We start from the raw sequence: 23,538 nt of genomic DNA, 5'->3' as shown, positions 1-23,538 counted from the left end.
CGGTTCATCAGCGCTCCAGGCGGTCAGGCCACTGTGGACCGTCAGGGCGACGGGATCCACGCCGCCCTGACGGGGCTGACCTTCGTTTGCCGAACCAAGGGCAGCCATGAGCAACCTACGTCACTATCTGACGTAGGTAAAGCCACGGCGCGTGATCCTCTTGCATCACTTGCTGACGATGGTTGGTGCGTGTTCAGATGGCAGGGCCGAACCAAGGGGAACGAACAATGCCCTCCGCACCTGCCGAATATCGACGCATTGCCGACGAACTGACCGCGAAGATCAAGAGCGGCGAGCTCACCCCGGGTACGAAGCTGCCCAGCACAAGCGAGCTCGCCGACCAGTTCGACGTCAGTGTGGCCACCGCGTACCGTGCCGTCTCGCTCCTCCACGACCGGGATCTTGTCGTGGGGCAGCCGGGGCGCGGGGTCTATGTCGCAGGGGAGAAATAGGCTCGCGGCGTCAGCGCTGGCCGTGGCGCCTCGCCAGTTCGGCGAGGACCGTGCAGGGGCGCTCGGCCCCCTGGTGCCAGGCGCTTCCCGCTACCGCCACGGGATAGCTGACCTCTCTGACCTGCCGGTCGGCGGTCTCGACGGAGAACCGTATCGACAGCGGCTCGCTCCCGAAGGCGAGTGCGCACTCGATGCGCAGCCTGACACTGATCCAGGTGGTGCCGCCGGGGCGTACCAGTCGAGACTGGCCGGTGTCCTGGACCTGGACACCAGGTCGTTGGCCGGTGGCCGACTTTACCGTGATGGGCGCTGGGCCGGCGTTGATGACCGCCAGTTGCCCGTCCATCTGGACGACGTCGGTGTCCGCGCCCAAACTGCCGCTGGATACCGGAAAGGCCACAAGGGAGACTGTCGCGTTGCGTTGCCGCTCCTCCCGCGACGAACGCAACACACCGATACCGGCACCGCCGAGCACGATGCCGACCGCGAAGGCGGCCACCAGCCGCATGTTCCACGTCCGGCTGGCCGCAGGGCGGGCAGGCTGGGGGTCGTTCTCGACGAGGTCAATCACGTGGTGCTCGGCCGACATCGCGTCAGCCTAGGGCTCTCCGGGGCCGGCCGGCCGCCCCTGTTCGAAGGTGCTCGCGGAGAGCGGGAAGGCCGTACGCGCCGATGGCGGTGACGACCTCGCTCGCGACGTCCGTGGCCTCGACGTCCTCGTTCAGGTCCCACCAGACGTCCTGGTCCACCGGCATCAGGTGGCCGAGCCGCCAGGACCACACGAAGTCACCGTAGTAGGTGCCCGGCGAGGGCTTCAGGGGTAGCTGGCTCTGCTCACGCCGGCGGGACTCCCAGACGATCCGTGGTACGGCGCAGAGGTTGACCGTGAACGTCAGGTGCTCTCTGGTGTTGAACCGCGAGGACTGGAAACCCAGCAGCGCCCAGGACTCCGGGTCGGGCAGGGTGTACCGCGAGCCCGACCCCGAGCAGCCGAGGGCGCGTAGGGCGGGAGCGACATCGTCGCGCAGCATCGCTCGATAGGTAGCCTGCACGACGCTCAAGTCCTCACCCGCTCGTGGTCGGAGAGCCGGAACCTGACGCCAAGCATGAACGACCTTGCAAGAGCAGGGCGGTACGACGTCTCGGACGGTGCGGCATTCGGCACATCGGATGGCGTCCAAGATCGGCCTGTCGCGCTTGACGGGGTGTGGGACCCTCACCATCAGTAGGGATCCCGTTGCACAGACAGGAGCCTGGTGAGCCCAAAACCCCCCAAGCAGCGCTCGACCCGGATCCTGGTGGTGGGCCGGACCGGCGTGGGTAAGTCGAGCATCATCAACTCGGTGGTCGGCACCACGGTCGCCGAGACGGGAAAATACCGACCGACGACCGCCACGATCGAGCGGTACAACGCCAAGTATCGCGAGTCGACAATGGTCCTCATCGACACTCCCGGGTTCGGTGACGCCGGGTGGGACCGGTCCAACGACGAGCGCTATCTGGCGCTGATCGAGCAGGAGGCCGGCGAAATCGATCTTGTCCTTTTCGTCACCAAGCTCGACGACACCCGGGTCGAGCGCAGCGAATACGACACGCTCGGGGCGCTCACGAAGCAATTCGGCCCCGAGCTGTGGGACCGTGCCGTCGTTGTGCTCACCCGTGCCGACAAGTTCACCCCCCGCGACTACCCCGAAGACCTGGCCCAGCGAAGCGCGGCGCTGCGCGAGGAAATGGTGAAGGTGATCGGCGACCGCGCCCACCGGATCCCCTTCGTCCCGGTCACGAACACCCGGGAACGCAACCCTGATCGGTCACGGTGGATGGCGAGGCTCTGGCTCGCCATGTTGGAGCGGGTGAGCGCGCCTGGGTTCGACGCGTTCGTGCTGTCGACCATCTCCCGGGTCACCAGCGAGACCGACTCCGAGGAGGGCGACCCTGACCCGCCGCGGCAGGCCACCCCGACACCCCCCAAACCCCGGCGCCGCAAGGGCACCGCCGTCGCCCCGGCACCGACGCCCGCTCCGGCTCCAACTTCCCGACGGGCGACCACGCCGAGTGCCGCGACGCCGGCTGCCGTTGTCCGGCCCGTCGATCGACGCCCGACGTCCACCCCACGCACGACGACCCACTCGTATGTCTCCGACGGGGTGCCTGTTCACCAGACGACCATCAACGTCGGGTCTGGCGTCGCCAACATCACCGTGACCACTCAGCAGAGCGCCAGGACTGAGGCCGTGATCGCCACGAGAGCGTCGACGGGCCTGTTGGACAAACTGAAGGCCGCCGGCTCCTGGATTGTTTCTGGAATCGTGGCCGGAGTCATCAAGATCCTGGGACAGTAGCGGTCCGCCCGAGCCCTGCGCCGCTGTGCCACTGTGCCACTGTGCCGCCCCGACTCAGGCTGCCGCGTTGATAAGGTCGCGCCGTGTCGATGTTCCGCAGCCCTCAGGTGATTCTGTTCAGCGAGGACGTGCCACGCGCCGCCGAGTTCTACACCGGCCTCGGCTTCACCGAGACCTTCCGGGTGCCGGTCGAGGGCGAGCCGATCCACATCGATCTCGTGCTCGATAGCTACAAGATCGGCATCGCCTCGGCGGCCTCCAGCCGCGCCGATCACGGGCTCGACCCCGTACCCCAGGGGCAGCGAGCCGCGATAATCCTCTGGACCGACGACACCGCCAGCGCGTACGCCGACCTCACGGCGAGCGGTGCCCCCGCCCTGGCCGCACCGCACCGGTGGCTCGACCACCTGCTGATCGCGTGGACCGCCGACCCGGACGGCAACCCGATCCAGATCGTCCAACGGCTCTGACAGCCGGCCCGCGACGGCACTCCGCCCGGGACACGAGCCGACTGCGTGGGAGGAAACATGGGGTACGAACTGCACGTCACCCGGGCTGCGGAGTTCTACGAGAGTGAAGAGCACCCGATCGCTCTGGACGAATGGCTCTCCTACGCCGAACGCAGTCCGACGCTCACCCAGGGTGGATGGATCTGGTGGGACGAGGACCGCCACCCCTTCTATGTGTTCACCTGCGCCGATGGAAGCGTTGTCTCCTTGACCTGGTTCGAGGGTGCCATCGACATCAAGGGCCACTTCGACGGCGACGCCTACCGGGAATTCGGGAGCCTCGCCGAGGACTTTCAGGCACACCTTCAGGGCGACGACGGCGAGCGGTACACCCCGAGGGGTGTCCTTCCCCCGCGGTGATTAGAGGCGGGTTGCACGCCTCCTGATGCCAACGAGGTTCTGTCAGCCAGATGACGAACGGTCCCTGCCCTGGCGGGAGGGACCGTGTGGCGCTCGGCGTCACAGGTGCGAGGGCCGACGCGTGGGGTGAGTTCAGCCCTGCTGGTAGCGCTCGTTGCGTCGAAGGGCCTCTTCGAGTTGGTCCTCGAGAATGATGATCCGGCAGGCCGAGGCGATGTCGGTGCCCTGGTCGCACATCTCCCGGGCTCGCGCGGCAAGGCGCAGCTGATAGCGGGAGTAGCGGCGGTGCCCGCCACTGGAGCGCTGCGGGTCGATCAGTTTGGCGTCGCCGAGCCGACGGAGGAAGTCCTGTGAGCAGCCGAGGATTTCGGCGGCACGGCCCATGGTGTACGCGGGGTAGTCCTCGTCGTCGAGCATGTCGTCGGATTGGGTCATGAAACCTCCATCACGAGGGCCCCGGTGCTCGAAAGCACCGGGGCCCAAGGGTTGTGGGTCAGGAACACCATCTGCCGACAGAGCGTCGGCTTGTCTTGTCCGCACCGGCCGTCAACGACGGCATCGGGTGCGAGGATCGCATATGCGTGACCGGAGACCACCTCTCGTTCGATGGATACTGCGGTGTCCGCGCCCAGCCCACGAATGCGGCCGGCAGCGGGCGATCCAACGGTGTATTGCCCTCCCTTGCCTCTGATTTCCTCTGCCATTCCTCGTGCTGTCCGTCGGTGCCCGAGCCCCACGCGACTTCCTGGCCCTGACACGTACGACGAACCTTGCTTACCTCGGGTGAAGCCCTGAACGAGCCTCGGCCTCACCCGCAACTTCTCGTGCGTAATACCAACTGCGACAGAACCGAGTGGGCCCTGAGTTTCCCGGCCCGACTCCTTCGCCCTCGGGTGGGGCGGTCACGTCAGCGTCTTTACTTGCTCCGTCTTTGACCTCAGGAACGTTAGCTCACGGCGGCAAGGATATCTAGCTTTTCGCACAGAGATTTTCTCTGCCAGTCGGAGCAGCCCCGCCGGCCGTGCGGCGGAGAGCGACGCCGGCGAGCCGGCCAGACGCTGCGCAGCCCACAGAAACACCCGGCGGGCGTGCCGGCCGTCAGGGCCGTGGCACCGCCGCCTAGCTGGCGCGAAGACCGTCGCGGACGACGGCGATGACCCGGTCGCGGGCGCCGGTGTCGGCCGGGTCGACCTCCCGGGCGAGGCAGCCGCTCATCAGGGCCTTGACGTCGGCGAAGGTGATGTCGCCCCGCACCGCGCCCGCTTGCTGGGCGGCCTTCAGCATGGTGTGCAGTCGACCTGACACGTCACTGCCGGCCTCGATGGCGGCCGACTCGATGTCGAATCCGCCACCGGCCAGCGACTCCGCCAGCCCCCGGTGGTCGGCGCCCTCGTGGATGAGCGCGGCGAAGAAGGTGAAGAAGGCCGTCCCCGGGTCCTCGGTGGCCGCCAGGGCGTCCGCCCGCGTGGTCAGCAACGCCATGCGATCGAGCAGAACCGCCGCGAACAGGGCCTCCTTCGTCGGAAAATGGCGACTGACGGTGCCGGTGCCCACCCCCGCACGTCGCGCGATCTCGTGTACGGGCACGGAGAGCCCTTCGGTGGCGAACGTCTCGGCAGCCGCCCGCAGCACCGCCGCCCGGTTGCGTCGGGCGTCGGCGCGTGGTGCCCGCACGGGCTTTCCCGTCATCGCGGGTCATCTCCTTCTATTCAAACGGGATGACCGTCCCGTATATTCGCTCCATCCGGGACACTGGTCCCGATTGTAGGGATCAGGGGGATCACCATGGCTACGTGGACCGCCGCCGACGTCGGTGACCAGCACGGCCGCACCGTCGTCATCACCGGCGGCAACAGTGGCATCGGCTTCGAGACGGCCAGGGTGCTCGCGGCCCGGGGAGCCTCGGTCGTCCTGGCCTGCCGCGACCGCGACAAGGCCACGGCAGCGGCCGCCGCCCTGCCCGGCGGGCGCGTCACCATCGTCGACCTCGACCTGGGCTCGCTCGCCTCGGTCCGCCGCGCGGCGCAGGAGCTGCGAGCGCGCCACGCTCGGCTGGACCTGCTCATCAACAACGCGGGCCTGATGATGCCCCCACTGGGTCGCACCGAGGACGGCTTCGAGCTGCAGATCGGCATCAACCACCTCGGCCACTTCGCCCTGACCGGGCTGATCCTCGACCGACTGCTGGCCACCCCCGGCTCCCGTATCGTGACCGTCAGCAGCTCGGCGCACCGCCAGGGCGCGATCGACGTCGACGACCTCCAGTTCCAGCGCCGCACCTACCGGCCGACAACCGCCTACGGTCAGTCGAAACTCGCCAACATCCTGTTCACGTACGAACTCCAGCGTCGCCTCAGCGCGGCGAATGCCGAGCCCATCGCTGTCGCACTCGAACCCGGCATCATCTCGACCGGCCTCCAACGCCACGTCACTGGCGCGCTGGCCGCCGGCATCGCGGTCGTCGGGAAGCTAATCGGCCAATCCACTCCCGCGGCCGGCGCGCTCGCGACCCTGCGCGCCGCCACCGATCCCACGGTCAGGGGCGCCGACTACTACGCCCCGGACGGTCGGCTGCTGAACGCCTCGGGTCACCCGGTCCCGGCTCGTTCGAGTTCCGCGTCACACGACGTCGACACCCAGCGCTGGCTGTGGACGGAGTCCGAGCGGCTGACCGGAGTCACGTACTCGTTCACCAGCCGGCCCGACACGGACACCGCCGCCTGATGACCCCCGCCGGCCGGCGAAGGCGGAGCTGGAGCGGGCCCTGTCGAAGTAGGGCGGCGGGTCAGCTCATCGTGGCCAGCAGGTCCCGGCAGGCCCGCTCGCAGGCCCGGCAGGCGTCCGCGCAGATCCGGCAGTGCTCGTGCTGGTCGGCGTGCCGGGCGCACTCGTCACCACACGACCTGCACGCCGTGGCGCACGTCTCCAGCAGGCTCCGGCTGAGGTTCGCGTCGTAACCGGTGTGTCGGGACAGCACCCGGGCCGTGATGGCGCAGATGTCCGCGCAGTCCAGATCTGTCCGGATGCACTTGGTCAGGTCGGCGACCATGTCCTCGCTGAGGCAGGCGTCCGCGCACGCGGTGCAGGCCTGGGCGCAGTCGTTGAGGGCGTCGATCGTCGCCGCCAGCTTCGCGCGGTCCAGGTTGATCGACTTCGGGTACGTCTCCAGCATCGACATCGTGGTGCTCGGCATCGGGGAGTCCTCTCGTCGGGTCCCCCCGGCCCTACCCGAAGTCTCGCCCCGCACACCTCGCCCCGCGCGGTGATCCCCCGGTCACCGGCTCAGACCGGCCCCAGCAGGGCGGCCAGCGCGTCGTCGCCCTGGCCGAGCTGCGCCCCGCCGCTCGGTGGCGCGACCAGGAAGCGTCGGCAGCCGTCGAGTTCCACGTACCGGTCGGGGCCGCCGGTGCCGTCCAGCGGCCGCAGCACCGCGAAGCGGGAGGCCGGCGTGGCACAGTCGGCCACCGCCCGACGGTTGGCGAACGCCCGGAGCACGCCCGCCTGGCGCTCGGCCGGGAGCGGTCCGCCGTACACGAAATCACCCGCCGGTTTGCCGCTGCCCCGCTCTGTCGCGGGCACCTGGTAGACGCACAGGCGCAGCGGCTCGGCGGTCGCCGGCGCGGGCGGCGCGGGCGGCCCGGCGCGGCCGATGGTGGTCTCCACCGCCACCATGTCCGTCCACCGTTGCGAGCATCCGGCGGCTTCGGCCGCCGGGGCTTCGACCTGCCCGATGGTACGGGTGTCCACGGTGGTCATCGGCAGCTCGGCGAGCGCCGTCAGCACCTCGGGGCGGGGTTTGCCGCAGGAGTCCGTCGGCACGTACGGCCGCAGCCAGCGCCCCCGGTCGTCGAGCAGGGCCAACCACGGCGGGACGACCAGGTCGAGTGTGCAGGCGATGCCCTCGTCCGATTTCTGGTCGGGCAGGCGTAGCGCGGTGAGCAGCGGCGCTATCTTCTCGGCGCGTTGCTCGGTGGCGACCTGCTCCTGCCCTCCGTTGGGGCCCGGAGTGATGGTCCGCCCGCAGAGCACGGCGGCGACCGGGGTGAAGGCGGGGTCGATGCGGCCGATCTTCGGTTCGACCACGGCCGGTGTCGGCGCCCCCGGGTTCGGCACCGACAGGATCGCGCCGGCCTGCGGCGCGGCCTTGGCGCAGGAGGTCCATGCGTCGACGATCTCGGCCGGGTCGGGATCCTTTGCCCCGCCCGGACCGCTGCCCGTGCCACCGCAGCCGCTCAGCGCCACGCCGAGCAGTGCCACCGCCAGTGCCGTTCGACCCGAGCGCATCCGGCTCACCACCTCTCCATCCGAGGATGTGACGAACGGCGGGCGCGCCCGGTTCCGGCCGGGCGGTCCCGGCACCCAAACGCGGTGATCGACTCGGCTTTCGTGATGTCGCGGTGTCAGACCACCCCGGACACCCCAACTTCCGTGAACCCGAGTGGATCATGTGCCGGCCGCCGGCCCGAACGTCGCGTCGCGCAGCACACCGTGACGCATTAGCGACACCGCGCGCACATTGGGTTACGCTCGGCATCACCCATGCTATTCTCCGATGTCGATCTCTGCCGCGCGGACCCCTTCCGGGTCGTTGTCGGAAGGACACCTCCGATGCCGGCCGTTGCCGCTCCCGCCGGGCCGCCGCCCACGCTGGACAATCCCGCCGGTGGTGCGCTCGTCCTCATCTTCACCACGATCCCGGCACTGCTGCGCCTCACCTGCGGTGTGATCGGTGGGGCGGTGGCCCTGTCGGTGCAGGCCCCGCCGGTCGACCCAGCCGTGCTGCTGCCCGGCGTGGCAGCGCTCACCGGCTGGTCGGTCTGGTATGCGTACCGCGCGATACGCCACGGGATCACCGCGATCCTGGTCGCCGCCGACGTCGCGGTCACCGCGTTGGCCTGTCTCCTCATCCCCGTGCTTGTCGCACCCGGGGTGCTGCCCGGCGAGGGCAGTTGGATCGCCGTGCTGGCCAGCACCACGGTGATCAACGCACAGGCCACCGCCCCGGCGCGCTGGTCGATCCCGGCCGGGCTGCTCGTCACCGTCACGTACGCGACGGGCGCGCAGACGGCCGGCAACCCCACCGAGGCGCGGGCACACGCGACCACCCTGCTGGTGCAGACCGCCTGCACGGCGATGATGGCGGCGGTGATGCGCCGACGCATCGGTCGCGCCGACCGGGCGTTCGTCGAGCATCAGCGGCTGACCCGGCAGGCACTTGTCGCGCGGGCCGCCCGCGACGCCGAACGCCAGCAGAACCGCGACCTGCACGACACGCTGCTCGGCACCCTCACGATGGTGGGGCTCGGTGCGGTGCAGGGGTCCTCGACCACTTTTCGCGACAGGTGCGGCGCCGACCTGCGTACCCTCGTCGCACTCACCGACGTCGGCCCGGTGGCCGGCGACGGCCCGGTGCCGCTCGACGGTCGGTTGCGGGCGGTGGCGGGCCGACTGCCCGAGCTGTCGGCGGAGCTGGCCCTGGCGCCGTGCGCGGTTCCCGCCGGGGTGGCCGACGCGATCGGCGAGAGCACCTACGCGGCGCTGTCCAACGTGGTCCGGCACGCGCCGGGCGCGCGGGTCACGCTGCGGCTGAGCCGGCACGCGGTCGGCGTCGTGGTCGAGGTCGCCGACGACGGCCCCGGCTTCGACCCGGCCACCGTCCCACCCCACCGGTACGGGTTGCGCGAGTCGATCCACGGCCGGATGGCAACTGTCGGCGGGCGGGCCGAGGTGCGGTCGGCGGTCGGGGCCGGCACCCGGATCCGACTGGAGTGGCCCGGTGTCGGCTGACCTCGGCGCTCCGGCGCCCCACACCGTCCTGACGGAGGCACCGGAGGGGGTCGGCGTGCCCGTCCCCCGGGAGCCGGCGTCCACGGCGGGGCTCGCCGCGCCGGCCGCGGTGGCGCACGCGTCCGACCGGGGTGCCCAGATCGTCGCCGTGGCCATCGCACTGGCCTGGCACGTCGCGATCGGGCTGCCGGCGGTGTTGGCGGCCCGGGCGCAGTTCACCGCGCCGACCGTGGTGCTCGGTGGCTGGGCGCTCGTCGCGGTGGCCGGCGCGGTCGCCGGGGTGCAACTGCTGCGCGGCTCGCCGCTGCCGCCGTGGCTGCTGGCCGGGCTGCTGCTGGCCGTCGATGTGGCGGTGTTCGCCGCGGTCGGCGAGGAGCAGTTGTTCACCGCGGCCAACTGGGTGTGGGGCACGCTCGGCTGGTTCTTCGTGCTGGCGCTGTGGGGTCGCCGGGTCGTGGGGCTGATCGTGCTGCTGAGCACGCACGCGGCAATCGCGCTGGTCGCGGTGCTCGGGCACGGCCCCGACCCGGCCGACGTGGCCCGCTACGTGATGTACGTCTACGGCACGTTCTCACTCCCGGTGGCGGTGTTCGTGGGCAGCGCGACGATTGTGAGCCTGGCTCGGAAGCGGGCCGCCGTCTCCGCTGCCGCCCACGCGATGGCGGCGGAGCGCGCTGCCGCCGAGCGTGGCCTTCGGGAACGCCGGGACCGGCTCGCCCTGGTCAGCTCGGCAGCCGGGCACGTGCTCGGGGAGCTGGCCGCCGGCCAGGTCGACCCGGACGACCCGGAGGTCCAGCGCCGCTGCGTGTTGGCCGCCGCCCGGCTGCGTCGACTGATCGCCGAGTCCGACGACGTGCCCGACCCGCTGCTGCACGAGTTGCGGGCGGCCGCCGACCTCGCCGAACGCAACGGCCTGCCGATCGACCTGGTCACCATCGGCACCCCGCCGCCGCTGCCGGTGGAGATCCGACGTCGGCTGGCCGAGCCGCTCACCGGCGTCCTCGCCGACGCCCGGGGCTGGGCCCGGCTGACCGTGGTCTCCGGCCCGGAGGAGGTGGTGGTCAGCCTGGTCACACCGGACCGGGAGGGGCCGGACGCCACCGGCCCGCCCTCCGGGGAGTACGACGACGGGCAGGTAGAGCACCTCTACGAACGGGACGGAAGCATCAGATGGGCGCAGACCCAGTGGCGGCGGTGACCGGTGACCGGCCGATCGGGGTGGCGATCGTCGATGATCACCCGGTGGTGGTCGAGGGTGTGCGCGCCTGGCTGGCCAGCGAGCCGCGGCTGACCGTACTGGCCACCGGGGACGACCCGGACGAGGTGCTGCGGGCGGCACCGGACGCCGACGTCGTCCTGCTCGACCTGCGGCTGCACGGTCGGATGGCACTGGACAAGCTGGCCGAGTTGAGCGCCACCGGGCGGCGGGTGGTGGTCTATTCGGAGCACACCGACCCGCAGACCATGCTCGCCGCGCTGGACGCCGGGGCGGTGGCCTTCCTGGCCAAGCACGAGGGTCGGGAGCACTGCGTGGCGACCGTGCTGGCCGCCGCGAGCGACCGCCCGTACGTCCCGCCCGCGCTGGCCGGGGCGATGGTCGGCGACCCACGACCGGACCGGCCCATGCTGTCCGACAAGGAGCGTGAGGCGCTGCTGCTCTGGTTCCAGTCGATGTCGAAGGCGTCGGTGGCCCGCCGGATGCAGATCAGCGAGCACACGGTGAAGCAGTACGTCGACCGTGCGCGGATCAAGTACACCCGGGCGGGGCGGCCAGCCGCCACAAAGGCGGCATTACTCGCCCGCGCGATTGAGGACGGACTCGTTCGCCCGGAGGAGATCGGCATCTACCGGTCACAGGCGACACACGACCGGACGACCCCCTAACAGGCGTCATGACAGCGGCCCTCCGATCCGACAGGCTTCATTCACAAGCCAGCTGACCGGAAGGTCGTGACGATGCACGCCGACACGTCCCCCTTCTTCATCGGTCCCCACCGGTTCGACGCTCCGGACGACGACGTGGGGCCGACCCTGGATCGCCGCTACAACCTGCGCCCCACGCCCGGTGAGCGGGTGCTCGGGCGGCACCAACTGTTCGTCGCGGGCTACCTGCTCGGGCCGAGCGAGGCGCGGCACCGCTGGCAGTTGCCCGGGCCGGTCTCGGTGACCGTCACCGACCAACGGATCTGCTGGGTGGGCAGCGGCGCGCAACTGTCGCTTGTGGTCGACGACGCGCCCCGGGCACGGCCACCCGCTCGACTGAACGGCCTGATGAGCGGGCAGATCCGCTGGCAGTGGCCGTCCCGCTTGGAGTTGCCCGCCGTCGAGCAGGGCGCGCCGGCGCAGTTGCTGATCGTCTGCGACGCGTTGCGCACCATCCAGCAGCCGGCGTTGGCCCTGGGCGGAGCCTCCGCCGCGGTGGTGGAGTTGGCCCGGCAGGTCCGCCGGGCGGTGGCCATGTTCCGGCTCACCCGCCCCCAGCTTGTCGACCTCTCGGCCCAGGAGCGCGACGTGCTGCTACTGCGGGCCGGCCCCGGCCTGCTCGCCGGGGACACCCGGGTCACGCTGCCCGGCTCGCTGCCGGTGGAGTTCCACTCCCGGGACGACTACTACCGGTCGGGGCCGGAACCGGCCCCCTGGGGTGGGCTCGCGGGCGGAGCAGCATCCGGGCATCGCTAAGCCCGACGACCCACGCCACGGCGTGCCCGGTCAGGTGGGCGACCCTCCCCGGTCGTGTCGACGTCAGACGCTGGGCGCGCGTTGCTCGTCGGAGGCGTCCAGGGCCGCGGCCTCCTCCGGCGTGGGGGCGCTGCCGCCCAGGTGCGCCGGCAGCCACCAGGTGTCGTCCGGGCCGGCCGGCGCGTCCGGATATTCCCGCTGGGCCCGCTCGACGAGCGCGCTGAGCCTGGTGGTCAGCTCGGTGGCCAGCATGTTCGGGTCCGAAAAGTCCGCCGGGTCGATCGGCTCACCGATCAGGATGGTGATCGGCGTGTGCCGGCGGGTGAGCGTGCGCGGACGGCCCTTGGTCCAGAGCCGCTGGGTCCCCCAGAGCGCCACCGGCAACACCGGGACCTTCGCCGAGCGGGCCATCCGGACGGTGCCGCTCTTCAGCTCCTTGACGGTGAACGACCGGCTGATCGTCGCCTCGGGAAAGACGCCGACGATCTCGCCGCGCTTGAGGGCGGTGACGGCGGCGCGGAACGAGGCCGCGCCGGCATCCCGGTCCACCGAGATGTGCCGCATCCCGCGCATCAGCGGGCCGGAGATCCGGTGCGTGAAGACCGACTCCTTGGCCATGAACCGCACCAGCCGGCCCGACGCGTTCGCGCCCAGGCCGGCGAAGATGAAATCGAGGTAGCTGACGTGGTTGCCGGCCAACACCGCCCCGCCGGTCCGAGGGACGTGATGGGCGCCCTCGATGGTGATCTTCAGATCGAGGACGCGAAACATCGTCTTGGCGGCGGCGATAACGGGCGGGTACACGAGCTCCGGCATCCGCAGAATCTACCCTGTCAGGCTGCGTGACGGGCCGGCGGCGGCGCGGCTCGCGCGCCGCCGCCGGAGTCGAGCGGGTCAGTCCGCGGACTTGTCCAGGTCCAGTCGGCCCCGGGCGAACGCGTCCACCCGGCCCCAGCGACCCGGGATGTCCAGCACCTCGATGCGGCCCATCCCCACCGGCAGCCGTGGCTCGACCGCCAGGTGGCCGTCGTGCGGCTCCAGGCCGAGCATGGTACGCAGCAGCAGCAGCGGCGTACCTGTCGACCAGGCCTGCGGGCTGCACGCCGTCGGGTACTCCACCGGGAACTTGGTCAACTCCCGCGGGTAGCCGCCGAACGCCTCCGGCAACCGGCCGTCGAAGTAGGTGGCCGCGTCCAGGATGCCGCTGGCGATGGTCGCGGCCTCCTCGGCGAAGCCGTACCGGCGCAGACCCCAGGCGATGAACGAGTTGTCGAACGGCCAGATCGTGCCGTTGTGGTAGCCGATCGGGTTGTACCGGGCCTCCCCCTCGGCGAGCGTCCGCACCCCCCAGCCGGAGAAGAGCCTCGGCCCCACCAGGTGCTGGGCGACCTTCTCCGCCCGCTCCGGTTCGACGATCCCACTCCACAGCAGGTGGCCGATGTTGGAGCTGAGGATGTCGCACTGCCGGCCGTCCGGGTCCAGGGCCAGGGCGTAGAACTCGCCGTCGGCCACCCACCAGTCCCGGTTGAACCGCTCCTTCAGCTCGGCGGCCTCCCGCTCCAACTGGTCGGCGAACTCCGGGTCACCCCAGAACAGGCGGGCCATCCGGGCGGCGCGGACCTTCGCGTCGTACGCGTACCCCTGCACCTCGCAGGTGGCTCGCGGGAACGGCGGCAGCGTGCCGTCGGAGTAGGAGATCGAGTCCCAGGAGTCCTTCCAGCACTGGTTCTCCAGGCCGGTGTCGGTGTTGCGCCGCTCGTACCAGATGTAGCCGTTGCCGACCAGGTCGGCGTAGTTGTCGATCCACCGCAGCGCCGCGCGGGCCTCCTGCTCCAACTCCTTGACCAGCGCGACGTCCCCGGTCCACCGCTCGTACTCGTCGAGCAGCACGACGAACAGCGGCGTCGCGTCCACCGAGCCGTAGTACGGCGAGTGCGGCTGTTCCTCGAAGGCCGCGGTCTCGCCGTACCGCATCTCGTGCAGGATGCGCCCCGGGTCCTCGTCCCGGAAGTCGTCGAACCGGCTGCCCTGGAGCGAGGCGAGGATGCGCAGCGTCGTCTTCGACAACTGCGGGGTGAACGGCAGAGTCTGCAGGCAGGTGAGGATGCTGTCGCGGCCGAACATGGTCATGAACCAGGGCAGGCCGGCGGCCGGCAGGGTGGCGCCGCCCAGCGACAGCGGCGAGAAGCGCAGCGCGGCCAGGTCGATCAGCGAGCGCCGGTAGGTGCTGGCCACCCGACCGTGCTGGCTGTTGACCTTCGGCGCGTCCGCGATCCACCGCTCCAGGTCATGTTGGAGGGCGAGCCGCTCGGTGCCGTGCATCCGCAGCCCGAACCGCAGGTCGCGACCGCCCGGCCCGACCGCGTGCGTCTCGACGTCGATCGCGGTTTCCCACTGCTCGTTGGGTTCCAGGTGGACGGTGTACGCGAAACCCCGGTTGTCGTACCGGGCCAGGATCGACGAGGAGATGCTCGTCTCGCGCTGGAAGTTGCCGCGCCGATAACCCAGTCGAAGTCGGTCCGACTCGACCTCGGTGTAGATCTCGCCCTTCTTGTTGAGCACCTCGTCCTTGACCTGGAACAGGTCGGCGAAGTCCGACGCCGCTTCCATCCGGATTTCCAGATCGACAGGCTTCTCGTCGTGGTTGAGAATGGTGAGCTGCTCCCGGAAGCTGCCACCCACCGTGCGCTCCCGAATGATCGACAACTTCGCGTCCACGTAGTGGGTGGCCACCCCCGGGACGAGGAAGAACCGCGACTCGAAGTACTGTAGGTCGTCGTAGGAGAGCGAGTTGAGCCGCTCGCCGTTGACGGTCAGCACCCAGGTGGACAGAAACCGGGTGTCCAGGGAGAACAGCCCGGTCGGTTCGCTCGGAGTCGCCTCGATGTCGCCGGTGTCCTCGCAGACGACGAACGTGTTGCCGTCCAGGATCCGGACCGTGTTGCTCTGCCCCATCAGTACCCCTCCCCCGCGAAGCGTCGACGGGGCCCGCGGGCGTCCGGCGAACTCGGAAAGATCCGCTCCACCTGCACCACGAGCCGGGCGTCACCGGTCACCGTCATGTCGCCACGCAACAGCGCGGCCAGGCCGTGCTCGCGGCCCGCGGCGATGTCGTCGAAGAGCATCGGGCTGGCATTGATGACCGTGTCGGCCTCCCGGTCCTCCTGGCTCACGTTCAGCCGACCGTGGTCGATCCTCAGCAGCCAGTGCCGGGTCTGCGCCCCCTCGTGCAGGTCTATCCGCAGTGTCCCGGAGGCCTTCGCCAGCAGGGGTTCGTACCCCCGCCGGTCCAGGTCCTCGAAGAACCTCGTGGTCGCGTCCACCATCGGGTCCACTCCTCCCAGTTGCCAGGCCCCGGGATTCCGCACCGCGCTCACGTCGCGCGGACGGCCGGCGTGGCACGTCCCCGCACGGGTCCCCGCCGGTCCCCCGGTCAACCTCGCCCGGATCGGGTGAGCGGCGGCGTCGTCCCGGCACGGCAGCGCCGGCCCTCCCCCGAGGGGAGAGCCGGCGCACCGGTGGCAGAGGCCTTAGTTGTTCGGGTCGTCGGCGCTGATGTCCGCGAGCACCGACTGCGGTTCACGCTCGACCGCGAGGTCACCCATCGAGATCAGACCGACAAGGCGCCCGTCGTCGATCACCGGAAGCCGGCGTACGGCGTACGTGCGCATCAGGTCCGCGGCGGCCACCACGTCGTCGTACTGACTCACGGTGATCACGTCGCGGGTGGTGATCTGGCCCAGCCGGGTCGAGCCCGGCTCCATGTTCTCCGCGACACCCCGGACCGTGATGTCCCGGTCCGTCACGATGCCGACCACGTTGTCGCCATCGGTCACCACCACGTCACCAATCGCACTGTCGCGCATCTCCTGCGCGGCGGCGATGAGCGTCTCGTTGCCGTCCATCGTCACCAACCGGGTCGTCATGAACTCTCCGACCGTTGTCATGGTGCTCCCCTCTCGGTGTCGGCACGACCCGTCTACCCGCCGCCCGGGAGGGGGTAACGCCGACCGCCGGTGGCTATCCGCGCGAGTGCGGGTGCCGTGGGTGCCGCAGGCGCCGCAACTCGTACAGGCCGCTGCTGGTCAGCGAGAAGAAGATCGGCAGCAGCAGGAAGATCACCAGTGCGAGCAGCGGGTTGGCCAGGTATCCGACGAGAACCGCCAGCCCGTACCCCAGGACACCGGCCGCGGCCCGCGCCCGTTCGCTGGGAAAGAACGCATCCGACACGGCCTCGTCCAACAGATCACGGTTTCGGGCCAGGTAGTGGTACAGCCCCAGCCAGGTCAGCGAGAGAAACCCGCCGGCCAGGCCGTAGAGGACCACGCCGGCCCGCTGGTCCGCCCGGTCCCCCTCCCGCAGCGCCTGCGAGAGCACCGAGGTGGCGAACGGCAGCAGCGCGGTGCTGAACAGCACCCCGAGGTTGTACCACTGAAGGCCCTTACCGCTGCTGGTCACCCGGTTGAAGGTGGCCCGGTGGTTGATCCAACTGACCGCCACGAACACGTACGACGTCACGTAGGCGAGGTACGCCGGCCACTGCTCGATCAACGCGGCCAGCAGTTGACCGCGTCCGACCCGAGGTGGCTGGAGGTCGAGCACCAGCAGCGTGATGATGATGGCGAAGACACCGTCGCTGAACGACAGCAGACGGGACGTTTCCCGGCGCAGGGGCGGGCCCCCGGGGCGGGCCTCGTCGCTGCTCGTGTCGGCACCCATCCCGCTCCTCCCCGCGTTACCGCCTTCCTGCGGTCCTGCCTTCCTGCGGTCCTGGCCTCCTACGGACCTGCCTTCCTACGGTCCTGGCCCCCGCGTCCCGTGGCCGCCGGGTTCACGGCCGCCCCGTGCCCTGGCCGCCGGGTTCACGGCCGCCCCGTCCCCCGGCCGCCGGGTTCACGGCCTCCCCCTCCCCCGGCCGCCGTGTTGGCGGGTCGGCGCGGCAGCGCGTTATACCCGTCGCCGGCCGGCACACCCACCCGTGGGCGACAGACCTCGGCTCCGCTGCCTACCGTGGGCGGATGATGCCGGGCGAGGAGGACTTGCGGGAACTGGTCATCGGCAGCCGTTGGCTGACCCGGGCGCTGGGCGTGGTGCGTGACTCCGGGCTGCCGGACGCCTGGATCGGCGCGGGCGCACTGCGCGACCTCGTCTGGGGCGAGCGCTACGGCGACGGGTTCGACCCGACGACGGTCCGGGACGTGGACGTGGTCTTCTTCGACCCGACGAGGCTGACCCGCGACGACGACCAGGAGGCCACCGCCCTCCTCGCGCGGGCGTGGCCGCAACCACCGTGGGAGGCACGCAACCAGGCGGCGGTACACACCTGGTACGCGGCGAAGTTCGGCGGTGACCCGATCAGCCCGTACCGCAGCGTGGCCGAGGCGATCGCCACCTGGCCGGAGTACGCGACCGCGGTGGCCGTCCGCCTGGACTCGGCCGATCGGCTGGAGGTCTGCGCCCCGTACGGTCTGACGGATCTGCTGGGCGGGATCTGGCGGCACAACCCGGCCCGGGTGGACGTTGCCGCGTCTCGACAACGGTTGGCCCGCCTGCGCCCGACCCGGCGCTGGCCCGGGGTGACCGTGATCGAACCAGGCTGACCAGCAGAGCCGGGCGCGTCAGCTCTGGGGCGACATTCCGTAGATCCGCTCCACGTGCAGGCGCAACACCAGCCGCCTGTCGTCGACCATGGCCTGGCGGTACTCGTCCCAGTTCGGGTGTTCGCCGCGCAGCCCCCGGTAGAGCGCCACCAACTCCTCGACCGTCGCGTCTCCGGGCTCGACGGCGGGCGGGGTCAGCTCGGCGCGCCCGTCGACCACCGCGTACGCCCAGCCGTCCTCGCTGCTGACGTGGAAGGTGGCCCGCGGGTCCCGGCGAAGGTTGGCGGTCTTGGCCCGCCCGTCGGTGACCGACACCCGGATCAGGCCCGCGTCTCGGTCGAAGGCGTGGACCACCGTGGACAGTTGTGGCCGCCCGTCCCGCCTGATCGTCGCCAGCACGCCCATCGGACGGGCAGAGATCAGGTCGGTCAGCGCCTGCTGCGTGCGGTCATCCGGCACGGTTTCCTCCAGGGGTCGGCTTCATCCCATCCAAGCACGCCCGGCCGGCCACCGCCTCGCCCGAACACGACCCCAGCCTCGCCGACCGCCTCGCCCGGACGTGGCCGAGCCCCCGCCGACCGCCGCCTCGCCGGGACACGACCGAGCCCTCGCCGGTCGTCGGCGAGGGCTCGGAGTGACCGTGCCGGTCAGCGTCGTTCGGCGGCAACCAACTCGGCAAGTTGTACCGCATTGAGTGCGGCGCCCTTGCGCAGGTTGTCGTTGGAGCAGAACAGGGCCAGCCCGTACTCCACGGTTTCGTCGGCGCGGATCCGGCCGACGTAGGTCGGGTCCTGCCCGGCGGCCTGCAACGGCGTCGGCACGTCGGTCAGCGCCACCCCGGGCGCGTCGGCCAGCAGCTCGTGGGCGCGCTGCGGCGTGAGCGGCCGGGCGAACCGGGCGTTGATCTGGAGCGAGTGGCCGGTGAAGACCGGCACCCGGACGCAGGTGCCGGAGACCCTGAGATCGGGAATCTCCAGGATCTTGCGGCTCTCGTTGCGGAGCTTCTGCTCCTCGTCGGTCTCGAACGAGCCGTCGTCGACGATCGAACCCGCGAGCGGGAGGACGTTGAAGGCGATCGGCTGGGCGAACGAGCGCGGCGCGGGAAACTCCACGGCCGACCCGTCGAAGGCCAGCCCTGCGGCGTGCTCCGCGACCTTGCGGACCTGCTCGTCCAGCTCGGCAACGCCGGCCAGGCCGGCACCGGAGACCGCCTGGTACGTGGAGACGACCAGACCGATCAGCCCTGCCTCGGCGTGCAGTGGGCGGAGCACCGGCATCGCGGCCATCGTGGTGCAGTTGGGGTTGGCGATGATGCCCTTCGGGCGGTCGAGGGCCGCGTGTGGGTTGACCTCGGCGACCACCAGCGGCACCTGCGGGTCCATCCGGAACGCCGAGGAGTTGTCGATCACCACGGCCCCGGCCTCGGCGACCCGGGGCGCCAACTCCCGGGCAGTGCCCTTACCTGCCGAGAAGAGCACGATGTCCAGCCCGGAATAGTCCGCGGTCGCGGCGTCCTCGACGGTCACCTCGCCGTCGCGCCACGGCAGCGCACGCCCGGCGGACCGCGCCGAGGCGAACAACCGCACCTGCTCCGCCGGGAACTCCCGCTCCGCCAGCACCTGCCGCATCACGCCACCGACCTGGCCGGTGGCCCCCACAATGCCGATCCTCATGCCCCGGAGGCTACCGACCCCACCCCCGAACCCGGCACCCCTTTCCCACGCCCGGGTCCGGCATCACACCCACACCCACACCCACCCCGAACCCCCCAACCCCCAACCCGTCCCACCCCCTCCCACCCCCAAACCCTCCGTTGATCATGGAGTTATTGCCGCGACACGCCGGTCGGACGGGCAATAACTCCATGATCAACCGGGCGAGGGGGCGCGGGCGGGGGGCGGGGGTGGGCGGGGGGCGGGGGTGGGTGTTAGGGGAGGAGGGTGCCTAGGGCGGCTGCCGTTAGGTCGTCGCGGATTACTGCCGCGTCGCCCTCGATGACCAGGGTCAGCGCGTCCGGGTGCAGGTGGGTGGCCGCCGCCGCGGAGACCTGGTCCACATCGGCGGCGAGCAGCGACTCCCGCAGCCGGGCGTGGTAGTCGTCCGGCAGGTCATGCACCACGAGCGTGGTCAGCGCGGACGCGATCGCCCGGGGGCTCTGCAACTCGACCGAGAGCTGCCCGGCCCGCCAGGACCGGGCCACCTCCAGCTCGTCCTCGGTCACCCCAGCGGCCTGGGTACGGCTGATCTCACCCACCGCCTCGACCAGGGCCGGCACGGTGACCGCGGTCTGTACGCCGGAGCTGACCCCGAACCGGCCGAAGCGCCGGGACGAGGCGAAGTCACCCCGAACGCCGTAGGTGTAGCCGTGCACCTCGCGCAGCAGGTGGTTGAGCCGGGAGGTGAACGCACCGCCGAGCACCGTGCCGGCGAGCGTCATCGCCACGTGGTCGGGGTGCGCCCGGTGCGGCGACGGGTGGCCCAGCCGCAGCGTCGACTGCACCGAACCGGGCCGGTCCACCAGGATGATCCGCCGTCCGGCCTGCAGCGGCACCTCGATCGGGCCACCCCGCTCGGCCGGGCCGCCGCCGGTGCCGGCGAACGCCGCGGCGGCCAGCGCGTCCAGGTCGATCCGGTCCAGGTCGCCGGCGACGATCAGGGTGCCGGGGCGCAGGAACCACTCGGAGTGGAAGACCGTCACGTCCTCCACGTCCAACGCGGCGACCGACTCCGGGTCGCCGTACATCGGCCGGCCCCAGCGGTTCTGGGCACCGAACAGGTCCGCGCGCAACGCGGCGTCGGCCCGGGGGCCCGGGTTGGCCCAGTCCATCCGCAGCGCGGTCGCCTCGTCGTCGCGGACCCGACGTACGTCGGCGGGATCCAGCCTGGGCGTCCGGACCGCCTCGGCGAGCAGCTCCACGGCGGCGCTGAGCCGGTCCACCGGGACCACCACGCTGGCCTGGAACGAGTCCCAGTCCAGTCCGGTCGTCAACGCGGTGCCGAGCCCCTCGACGGCGAGCGCGTACGCGGCGGCGTCCCGCTGTGCGGTGCCCTCCTCCAACGCCTTGGCCAGTACCCCGGACAGGCCCTCCTTGCCGACCGGCTCCTGGCTCGCGCCCACGTCGAGCAGCAGCAGGGCCACGGCGAGGTTCTGCCCCGGCAGGTGCGCGGCGACGACCCGGCCGCCGGCCACGGCGCGGCGAACCACCGGCGGGAACCGGTACGGGCGGGCCGCGCCCGGGCCGGGACGGTCGGCGATCAGCGTCATGAGGTCTCCTCGGGCAGGTAGGTCAGCAGCACCCGGTCGGTGGCGAGCACCTCGGCGGCGGCCTCGGCGATCTGCTCGGCGGTGACCGCGAGCAGGCCCGGCAACTGGTCCGCGATGCGGGCCGGGTCACCGAACTGCGTGGCGTACCGGCCGAGCAGGTCCGCACGACCGTCCACGGTGGACAGCTGACGCCACCAGCCGGTGCTCAGCAACGCCTTGGCCCGATCCAGCTCGGCGGCGGTGACCGGCACGGTGGCCAACTCGTCGACGACCTCGGCCAGCCCCTCGGCGAGGCGCTCGGCGCTCACTCCGGTGCGGGCGGTGGCGGTGGCGATCAGTGGTGCCGGGGCGTGCGCGAGGTCCACCCCGTACGCCCCGACCAGGTCCGGCTGGGCGATCCGTTCACCGTCGGCGAGCCGCTGGTAGAGCCGGCTGCCCCGGCCGCTGCCGAGGATGCTGGCGAGCACGGTGACCACGTCGTACCCGGGGGTGCCGAACGGGTAGGTGCGGTGGGCGATGTAGACCCGCGGCGCCGGCACGTCGGCGCTCACCGACTCGATGGCCGTCTGCCCGGTCGCCGGGACGCTGCGCCCGTCCGGGGCCGCCGGGATGTCGACGCGTGCCGGCAGCGCGCCGAAATACTTGTCGGCGAGCGCGAACACGTCGGACGCGGTGGCGTCGCCGACGACGGTGAGCACCGCGTTGTTGGGCGCGTAGTAGGTCCGGTGGAACGCCTGGAAGGTGGCCAGGTCGGCGGCGTTCAGGTCGGCCATCGAGCCGATCGTCGCGTGATGGTAGGGGTGCCCGGGCGGGTAGAGCAGCGGCAGCAGGCGCAGCCAGGCGTCCCCGTACGGGACGTTCTCGTACCGCTGCCGGCGCTCGTTCTTGACCACGTCGCGTTGGTTGTCCAGCGTCTCCTGGGTGAGCGCGGGGACCAGGCCGCCCATCCGGTCGGCCTCCAACCAGAGCGCCAACTCCAGGTGTTCGGCCGGGACCGTCTCGAAGTAGTTGGTGCGATCCGGATTGGTGGTGGCGTTGAGCGAGCCGCCGGAGCCCTGGATCAGCTTCATGTGCTCGGTCTTCGCCACGTTCACCGAACCCTCGAACATCAGGTGCTCGAAGAGGTGGGCGAAGCCGGTCTGCCCGGCCGGCTCGTGCCGGGAGCCGACGTCGTACCAGAGGTTGACGGCGACGGCCGGGGCGGTGCGGTCCTCACTCACCACCACGCGTAGGCCGTTGTCCAGTCGGGACGTCTCGATGGGCCATGGGTAACCGCTGTCGGGCATACCCCGACGCTATCCGATCTCGCGGGCCGAAAGGTGACGTGTGGTCGGCCGGCGAGGCGACCCCGGGCATCGAGGCCGCCGCTCGGGGTACCGGAGGGCCATGACCGTCACTCCGCGCCCGTCCCGGGCCGCCGCCGCCGTCGAACGGGCCAGCGCCGCGCTCGGCCGGCTGCGCCGCGGCCGGCTGCTGCATCCGGCCGGTCGCTCGTTCGCCGGCGAGGTGGTGATCTGGGGTACGCCCGGACCACCCACCGGGGTCGATCTGCTGGACGCCCCCGGCCGGTATCGGGCCGCCGTCCGGCTCTCCAAGGGCACCCCCACCCCCGGCGGTTGGCCGGACGTGCTGGGCCTGGCGCTGCGCCTGCACCGGGACACCGGCCGGCCGTTCGACCTGCTGGTCAGCTCCAGCGGCGCGGCCCCGGTGCTGCGTCACCTGCCGCTGCCGCGACGCGCGTTCACCGGGACGTACAGCACGATCGTGGGGTTTCGCGTGGGCCGGCGCCGGCTGTGGCTGGCCGCGCTGCCCGACCCCGATTCGGTCGGCCTCGGGCGCAGCCTGAGCACGGTGGCCGCCGCGACCCGGACGGACACGCCGCGCCTGGTGCTCGCGGTCGCGTCCGCCGTCGGGCCGTGGCGGCCGGTGGGGCAGGTCAGCATCGGTACCCAGCTCAGCGCCGAGGAGGACGCCGCGCTCGCGTTCGACCCGGTGGGCAACCTGCCGCCCGAACTGCGGGCGGCAGGCCTGCTCGCCTGGCTGCGCGAGCAGACCTACCGGGGGTCCCGCCGGGCACGCGGGGCCACTGCTCAGTCCGGCGGCTCGACCGCGACCACTGTCTGATCCGAGGTACGACGTTCCAGCACGGTGTCCGGCGCCGCGTTCTGGTCTGCCTCCCGGATGTCCGACTCGGCGAGGATGGCCGCGGCCTGCGCCTCCGGGTCGTCGCTGCCCACGGCGGCCTCTTCGGGCAGGAGGTGGTGGGCGCGGGACTCCACCCGATCCTGATCGCTCTGCTCGTCAGTCATGGCACCCCTGTTACCCCGACCGCACCTCGGGCACGCGGTGTCCGCCCCGCATCTTGGGACGACGGACCGGTCGATCGCGCCGGGTCGGGTACGCTTGCCCCCGTGACGCGTTCCTATCGATGGTTTAGGCAGCCGGCTCGCACGCCGGTGACTTCACCATGAACTGACGTCACCGCGGACCGAGCCGGCTGGGCAGGAGCTGTCGTTCCTGCCCTTTTGCGTACGAGCAGCCGGC

27 protein-coding genes are annotated in these 23,538 nt (G+C 71.2%); 11 read left to right on the top strand and 16 right to left on the bottom strand.

What is annotated here, in order from left to right; translation table 11 throughout:
• Nucleotides 1-227 precede the first annotated feature (227 nt).
• Nucleotides 228-452 carry a winged helix-turn-helix domain-containing protein gene (locus AB0B57_RS09435; RefSeq protein ID WP_053653030.1) on the top strand — a complete coding sequence of 75 codons (225 nt, stop codon included), beginning with the start codon at nucleotides 228-230 and terminating at the stop codon, nucleotides 450-452.
• 10 nt (nucleotides 453-462) lie between these two features.
• Here AB0B57_RS09435 and AB0B57_RS09430 read toward each other — a convergent pair whose 3' ends face one another.
• The gene (locus tag AB0B57_RS09430; RefSeq protein ID WP_357067097.1) at nucleotides 463-1,041 is read right to left on the bottom strand and encodes a hypothetical protein; all 579 of its coding nucleotides are present in this window, start codon (nucleotides 1,039-1,041) and stop codon (nucleotides 463-465) included.
• A 4-nt stretch (nucleotides 1,042-1,045) separates the two neighbouring features.
• Nucleotides 1,046-1,504, bottom strand: a complete 459-nt coding sequence (locus AB0B57_RS09425) for a DUF4304 domain-containing protein (RefSeq protein ID WP_357067231.1) — start codon at nucleotides 1,502-1,504, stop codon at nucleotides 1,046-1,048.
• Between the two features lie 204 nt (nucleotides 1,505-1,708).
• On the opposite strand from AB0B57_RS09425, the gene AB0B57_RS09420 reads away from it, so the two are divergent.
• The 3 genes from AB0B57_RS09420 (at nucleotide 1,709) to AB0B57_RS09410 (ending at nucleotide 3,663) form a co-directional block, all read left to right on the top strand.
• Nucleotides 1,709-2,794 carry a GTPase gene (locus AB0B57_RS09420; protein ID WP_357067095.1) on the top strand — a complete coding sequence of 362 codons (1,086 nt, stop codon included), beginning with the start codon at nucleotides 1,709-1,711 and terminating at the stop codon, nucleotides 2,792-2,794.
• A gap of 89 nt (nucleotides 2,795-2,883) precedes the next feature.
• Nucleotides 2,884-3,264: a VOC family protein gene (locus AB0B57_RS09415; RefSeq protein WP_357067228.1), complete on the top strand. Its 381-nt coding sequence runs from the start codon at nucleotides 2,884-2,886 to the stop codon at nucleotides 3,262-3,264.
• Between the two features lie 57 nt (nucleotides 3,265-3,321).
• Nucleotides 3,322-3,663, top strand: a complete 342-nt coding sequence (locus AB0B57_RS09410; protein WP_357067093.1) for a hypothetical protein — start codon at nucleotides 3,322-3,324, stop codon at nucleotides 3,661-3,663.
• A gap of 132 nt (nucleotides 3,664-3,795) precedes the next feature.
• On the opposite strand, the gene AB0B57_RS09405 is transcribed toward AB0B57_RS09410, so the two are convergent.
• A complete protein-coding gene (locus AB0B57_RS09405) occupies nucleotides 3,796-4,098 on the bottom strand; it encodes a MerR family transcriptional regulator (RefSeq protein WP_357067091.1) in 303 nt (100 codons plus the stop codon).
• Between the two features lie 684 nt (nucleotides 4,099-4,782).
• A complete protein-coding gene (locus AB0B57_RS09400) occupies nucleotides 4,783-5,352 on the bottom strand; it encodes a helix-turn-helix domain-containing protein (RefSeq protein ID WP_357067089.1) in 570 nt (189 codons plus the stop codon).
• 96 nt (nucleotides 5,353-5,448) lie between these two features.
• Here AB0B57_RS09400 and AB0B57_RS09395 point away from each other — a divergent pair, with 96 nt between their 5' ends.
• On the top strand, nucleotides 5,449-6,387 hold the full coding sequence (locus tag AB0B57_RS09395) for an oxidoreductase (RefSeq protein ID WP_357067087.1): 939 nt from the start codon (nucleotides 5,449-5,451) through the stop codon (nucleotides 6,385-6,387).
• Between the two features lie 61 nt (nucleotides 6,388-6,448).
• On the opposite strand, the gene AB0B57_RS09390 is transcribed toward AB0B57_RS09395, so the two are convergent.
• Entirely contained in the window at nucleotides 6,449-6,856 is a 408-nt protein-coding gene (locus tag AB0B57_RS09390; protein ID WP_357067085.1) for a four-helix bundle copper-binding protein, read from the bottom strand.
• Nucleotides 6,857-6,945: 89 nt separating this feature from the next.
• Nucleotides 6,946-7,947 (bottom strand): hypothetical protein, encoded by a 1,002-nt coding sequence (locus tag AB0B57_RS09385; protein WP_357067083.1) that lies wholly within the window; start codon nucleotides 7,945-7,947, stop codon nucleotides 6,946-6,948.
• Between the two features lie 324 nt (nucleotides 7,948-8,271).
• Between AB0B57_RS09385 and AB0B57_RS09380 the strand changes: the two genes are divergently transcribed.
• From AB0B57_RS09380 to AB0B57_RS09365, 4 genes are all read left to right on the top strand, one after another.
• A complete protein-coding gene (locus AB0B57_RS09380; RefSeq protein ID WP_357067081.1) occupies nucleotides 8,272-9,450 on the top strand; it encodes an ATP-binding protein in 1,179 nt (392 codons plus the stop codon).
• Between the two features lie 55 nt (nucleotides 9,451-9,505).
• Complete coding sequence (locus tag AB0B57_RS09375; RefSeq protein WP_357067079.1) at nucleotides 9,506-10,648, top strand: hypothetical protein; 1,143 nt, start codon at nucleotides 9,506-9,508, stop codon at nucleotides 10,646-10,648.
• Nucleotides 10,621-11,334: a response regulator transcription factor gene (locus AB0B57_RS09370; protein WP_357067077.1), complete on the top strand. Its 714-nt coding sequence runs from the start codon at nucleotides 10,621-10,623 to the stop codon at nucleotides 11,332-11,334. Before AB0B57_RS09375 ends, AB0B57_RS09370 begins: the two co-directional genes overlap by 28 nt.
• A 72-nt stretch (nucleotides 11,335-11,406) precedes the next feature.
• A complete protein-coding gene (locus AB0B57_RS09365) occupies nucleotides 11,407-12,129 on the top strand; it encodes a hypothetical protein (RefSeq protein WP_357067075.1) in 723 nt (240 codons plus the stop codon).
• 63 nt (nucleotides 12,130-12,192) lie between these two features.
• On the opposite strand, the gene AB0B57_RS09360 is transcribed toward AB0B57_RS09365, so the two are convergent.
• The 5 genes from AB0B57_RS09360 to AB0B57_RS09340 form a co-directional block, all read right to left on the bottom strand.
• On the bottom strand, nucleotides 12,193-12,945 hold the full coding sequence (locus tag AB0B57_RS09360; protein WP_357067073.1) for a lysophospholipid acyltransferase family protein: 753 nt from the start codon (nucleotides 12,943-12,945) through the stop codon (nucleotides 12,193-12,195).
• Between the two features lie 78 nt (nucleotides 12,946-13,023).
• Nucleotides 13,024-15,084 (bottom strand): glycogen debranching N-terminal domain-containing protein, encoded by a 2,061-nt coding sequence (locus tag AB0B57_RS09355; RefSeq protein WP_357067071.1) that lies wholly within the window; start codon nucleotides 15,082-15,084, stop codon nucleotides 13,024-13,026.
• Entirely contained in the window at nucleotides 15,084-15,455 is a 372-nt protein-coding gene (locus tag AB0B57_RS09350) for an SCP2 sterol-binding domain-containing protein (protein ID WP_357067069.1), read from the bottom strand. The genes AB0B57_RS09355 and AB0B57_RS09350 overlap by 1 nt, the downstream gene beginning before the upstream one ends.
• Nucleotides 15,456-15,659: 204 nt before the next feature.
• The gene (locus AB0B57_RS09345; RefSeq protein ID WP_357067067.1) at nucleotides 15,660-16,076 is read right to left on the bottom strand and encodes a CBS domain-containing protein; all 417 of its coding nucleotides are present in this window, start codon (nucleotides 16,074-16,076) and stop codon (nucleotides 15,660-15,662) included.
• Nucleotides 16,077-16,149: 73 nt separating this feature from the next.
• Nucleotides 16,150-16,848, bottom strand: coding sequence for a TMEM175 family protein (locus AB0B57_RS09340; protein WP_357067065.1), 699 nt, complete (start codon nucleotides 16,846-16,848; stop codon nucleotides 16,150-16,152).
• Nucleotides 16,849-17,147: 299 nt separating this feature from the next.
• Here AB0B57_RS09340 and AB0B57_RS09335 point away from each other — a divergent pair, with 299 nt between their 5' ends.
• On the top strand, nucleotides 17,148-17,729 hold the full coding sequence (locus tag AB0B57_RS09335; protein WP_357067063.1) for a nucleotidyltransferase family protein: 582 nt from the start codon (nucleotides 17,148-17,150) through the stop codon (nucleotides 17,727-17,729).
• Nucleotides 17,730-17,747: 18 nt separating this feature from the next.
• Here the strand turns inward: AB0B57_RS09335 and AB0B57_RS09330 are convergent, their stop codons facing one another.
• The 4 genes from AB0B57_RS09330 to AB0B57_RS09315 all read right to left on the bottom strand — a co-directional run bounded on the left by AB0B57_RS09330 (nucleotide 17,748) and on the right by AB0B57_RS09315 (nucleotide 22,280).
• Nucleotides 17,748-18,188: a PPOX class F420-dependent oxidoreductase gene (locus AB0B57_RS09330; protein WP_357067061.1), complete on the bottom strand. Its 441-nt coding sequence runs from the start codon at nucleotides 18,186-18,188 to the stop codon at nucleotides 17,748-17,750.
• A gap of 188 nt (nucleotides 18,189-18,376) precedes the next feature.
• Nucleotides 18,377-19,402 carry an aspartate-semialdehyde dehydrogenase gene (locus AB0B57_RS09325; RefSeq protein WP_357067059.1) on the bottom strand — a complete coding sequence of 342 codons (1,026 nt, stop codon included), beginning with the start codon at nucleotides 19,400-19,402 and terminating at the stop codon, nucleotides 18,377-18,379.
• A 254-nt stretch (nucleotides 19,403-19,656) separates the two neighbouring features.
• Nucleotides 19,657-20,994: a pitrilysin family protein gene (locus tag AB0B57_RS09320; RefSeq protein WP_357067057.1), complete on the bottom strand. Its 1,338-nt coding sequence runs from the start codon at nucleotides 20,992-20,994 to the stop codon at nucleotides 19,657-19,659.
• The gene (locus AB0B57_RS09315; RefSeq protein ID WP_357067055.1) at nucleotides 20,991-22,280 is read right to left on the bottom strand and encodes a pitrilysin family protein; all 1,290 of its coding nucleotides are present in this window, start codon (nucleotides 22,278-22,280) and stop codon (nucleotides 20,991-20,993) included. The genes AB0B57_RS09320 and AB0B57_RS09315 overlap by 4 nt, the downstream gene beginning before the upstream one ends.
• A 100-nt stretch (nucleotides 22,281-22,380) precedes the next feature.
• On the opposite strand from AB0B57_RS09315, the gene AB0B57_RS09310 reads away from it, so the two are divergent.
• Complete coding sequence (locus AB0B57_RS09310; RefSeq protein WP_357067053.1) at nucleotides 22,381-23,118, top strand: phosphodiesterase; 738 nt, start codon at nucleotides 22,381-22,383, stop codon at nucleotides 23,116-23,118.
• Here the strand turns inward: AB0B57_RS09310 and AB0B57_RS09305 are convergent.
• Nucleotides 23,085-23,303, bottom strand: a complete 219-nt coding sequence (locus tag AB0B57_RS09305) for a hypothetical protein (RefSeq protein ID WP_357067051.1) — start codon at nucleotides 23,301-23,303, stop codon at nucleotides 23,085-23,087. The two genes, AB0B57_RS09310 and AB0B57_RS09305, sit on opposite strands and share 34 nt — an antisense overlap.
• Between the last annotated feature and the right edge of the window lie 235 nt (nucleotides 23,304-23,538).

It is taken from the genome of Micromonospora sp. NPDC049101 (genome assembly GCF_040648675.1).
In the GTDB taxonomy this organism is placed as follows: Bacteria; Actinomycetota; Actinomycetes; order Mycobacteriales; family Micromonosporaceae; genus Micromonospora.
This window is presented reverse-complemented; position numbering and strand designations above follow the sequence as displayed.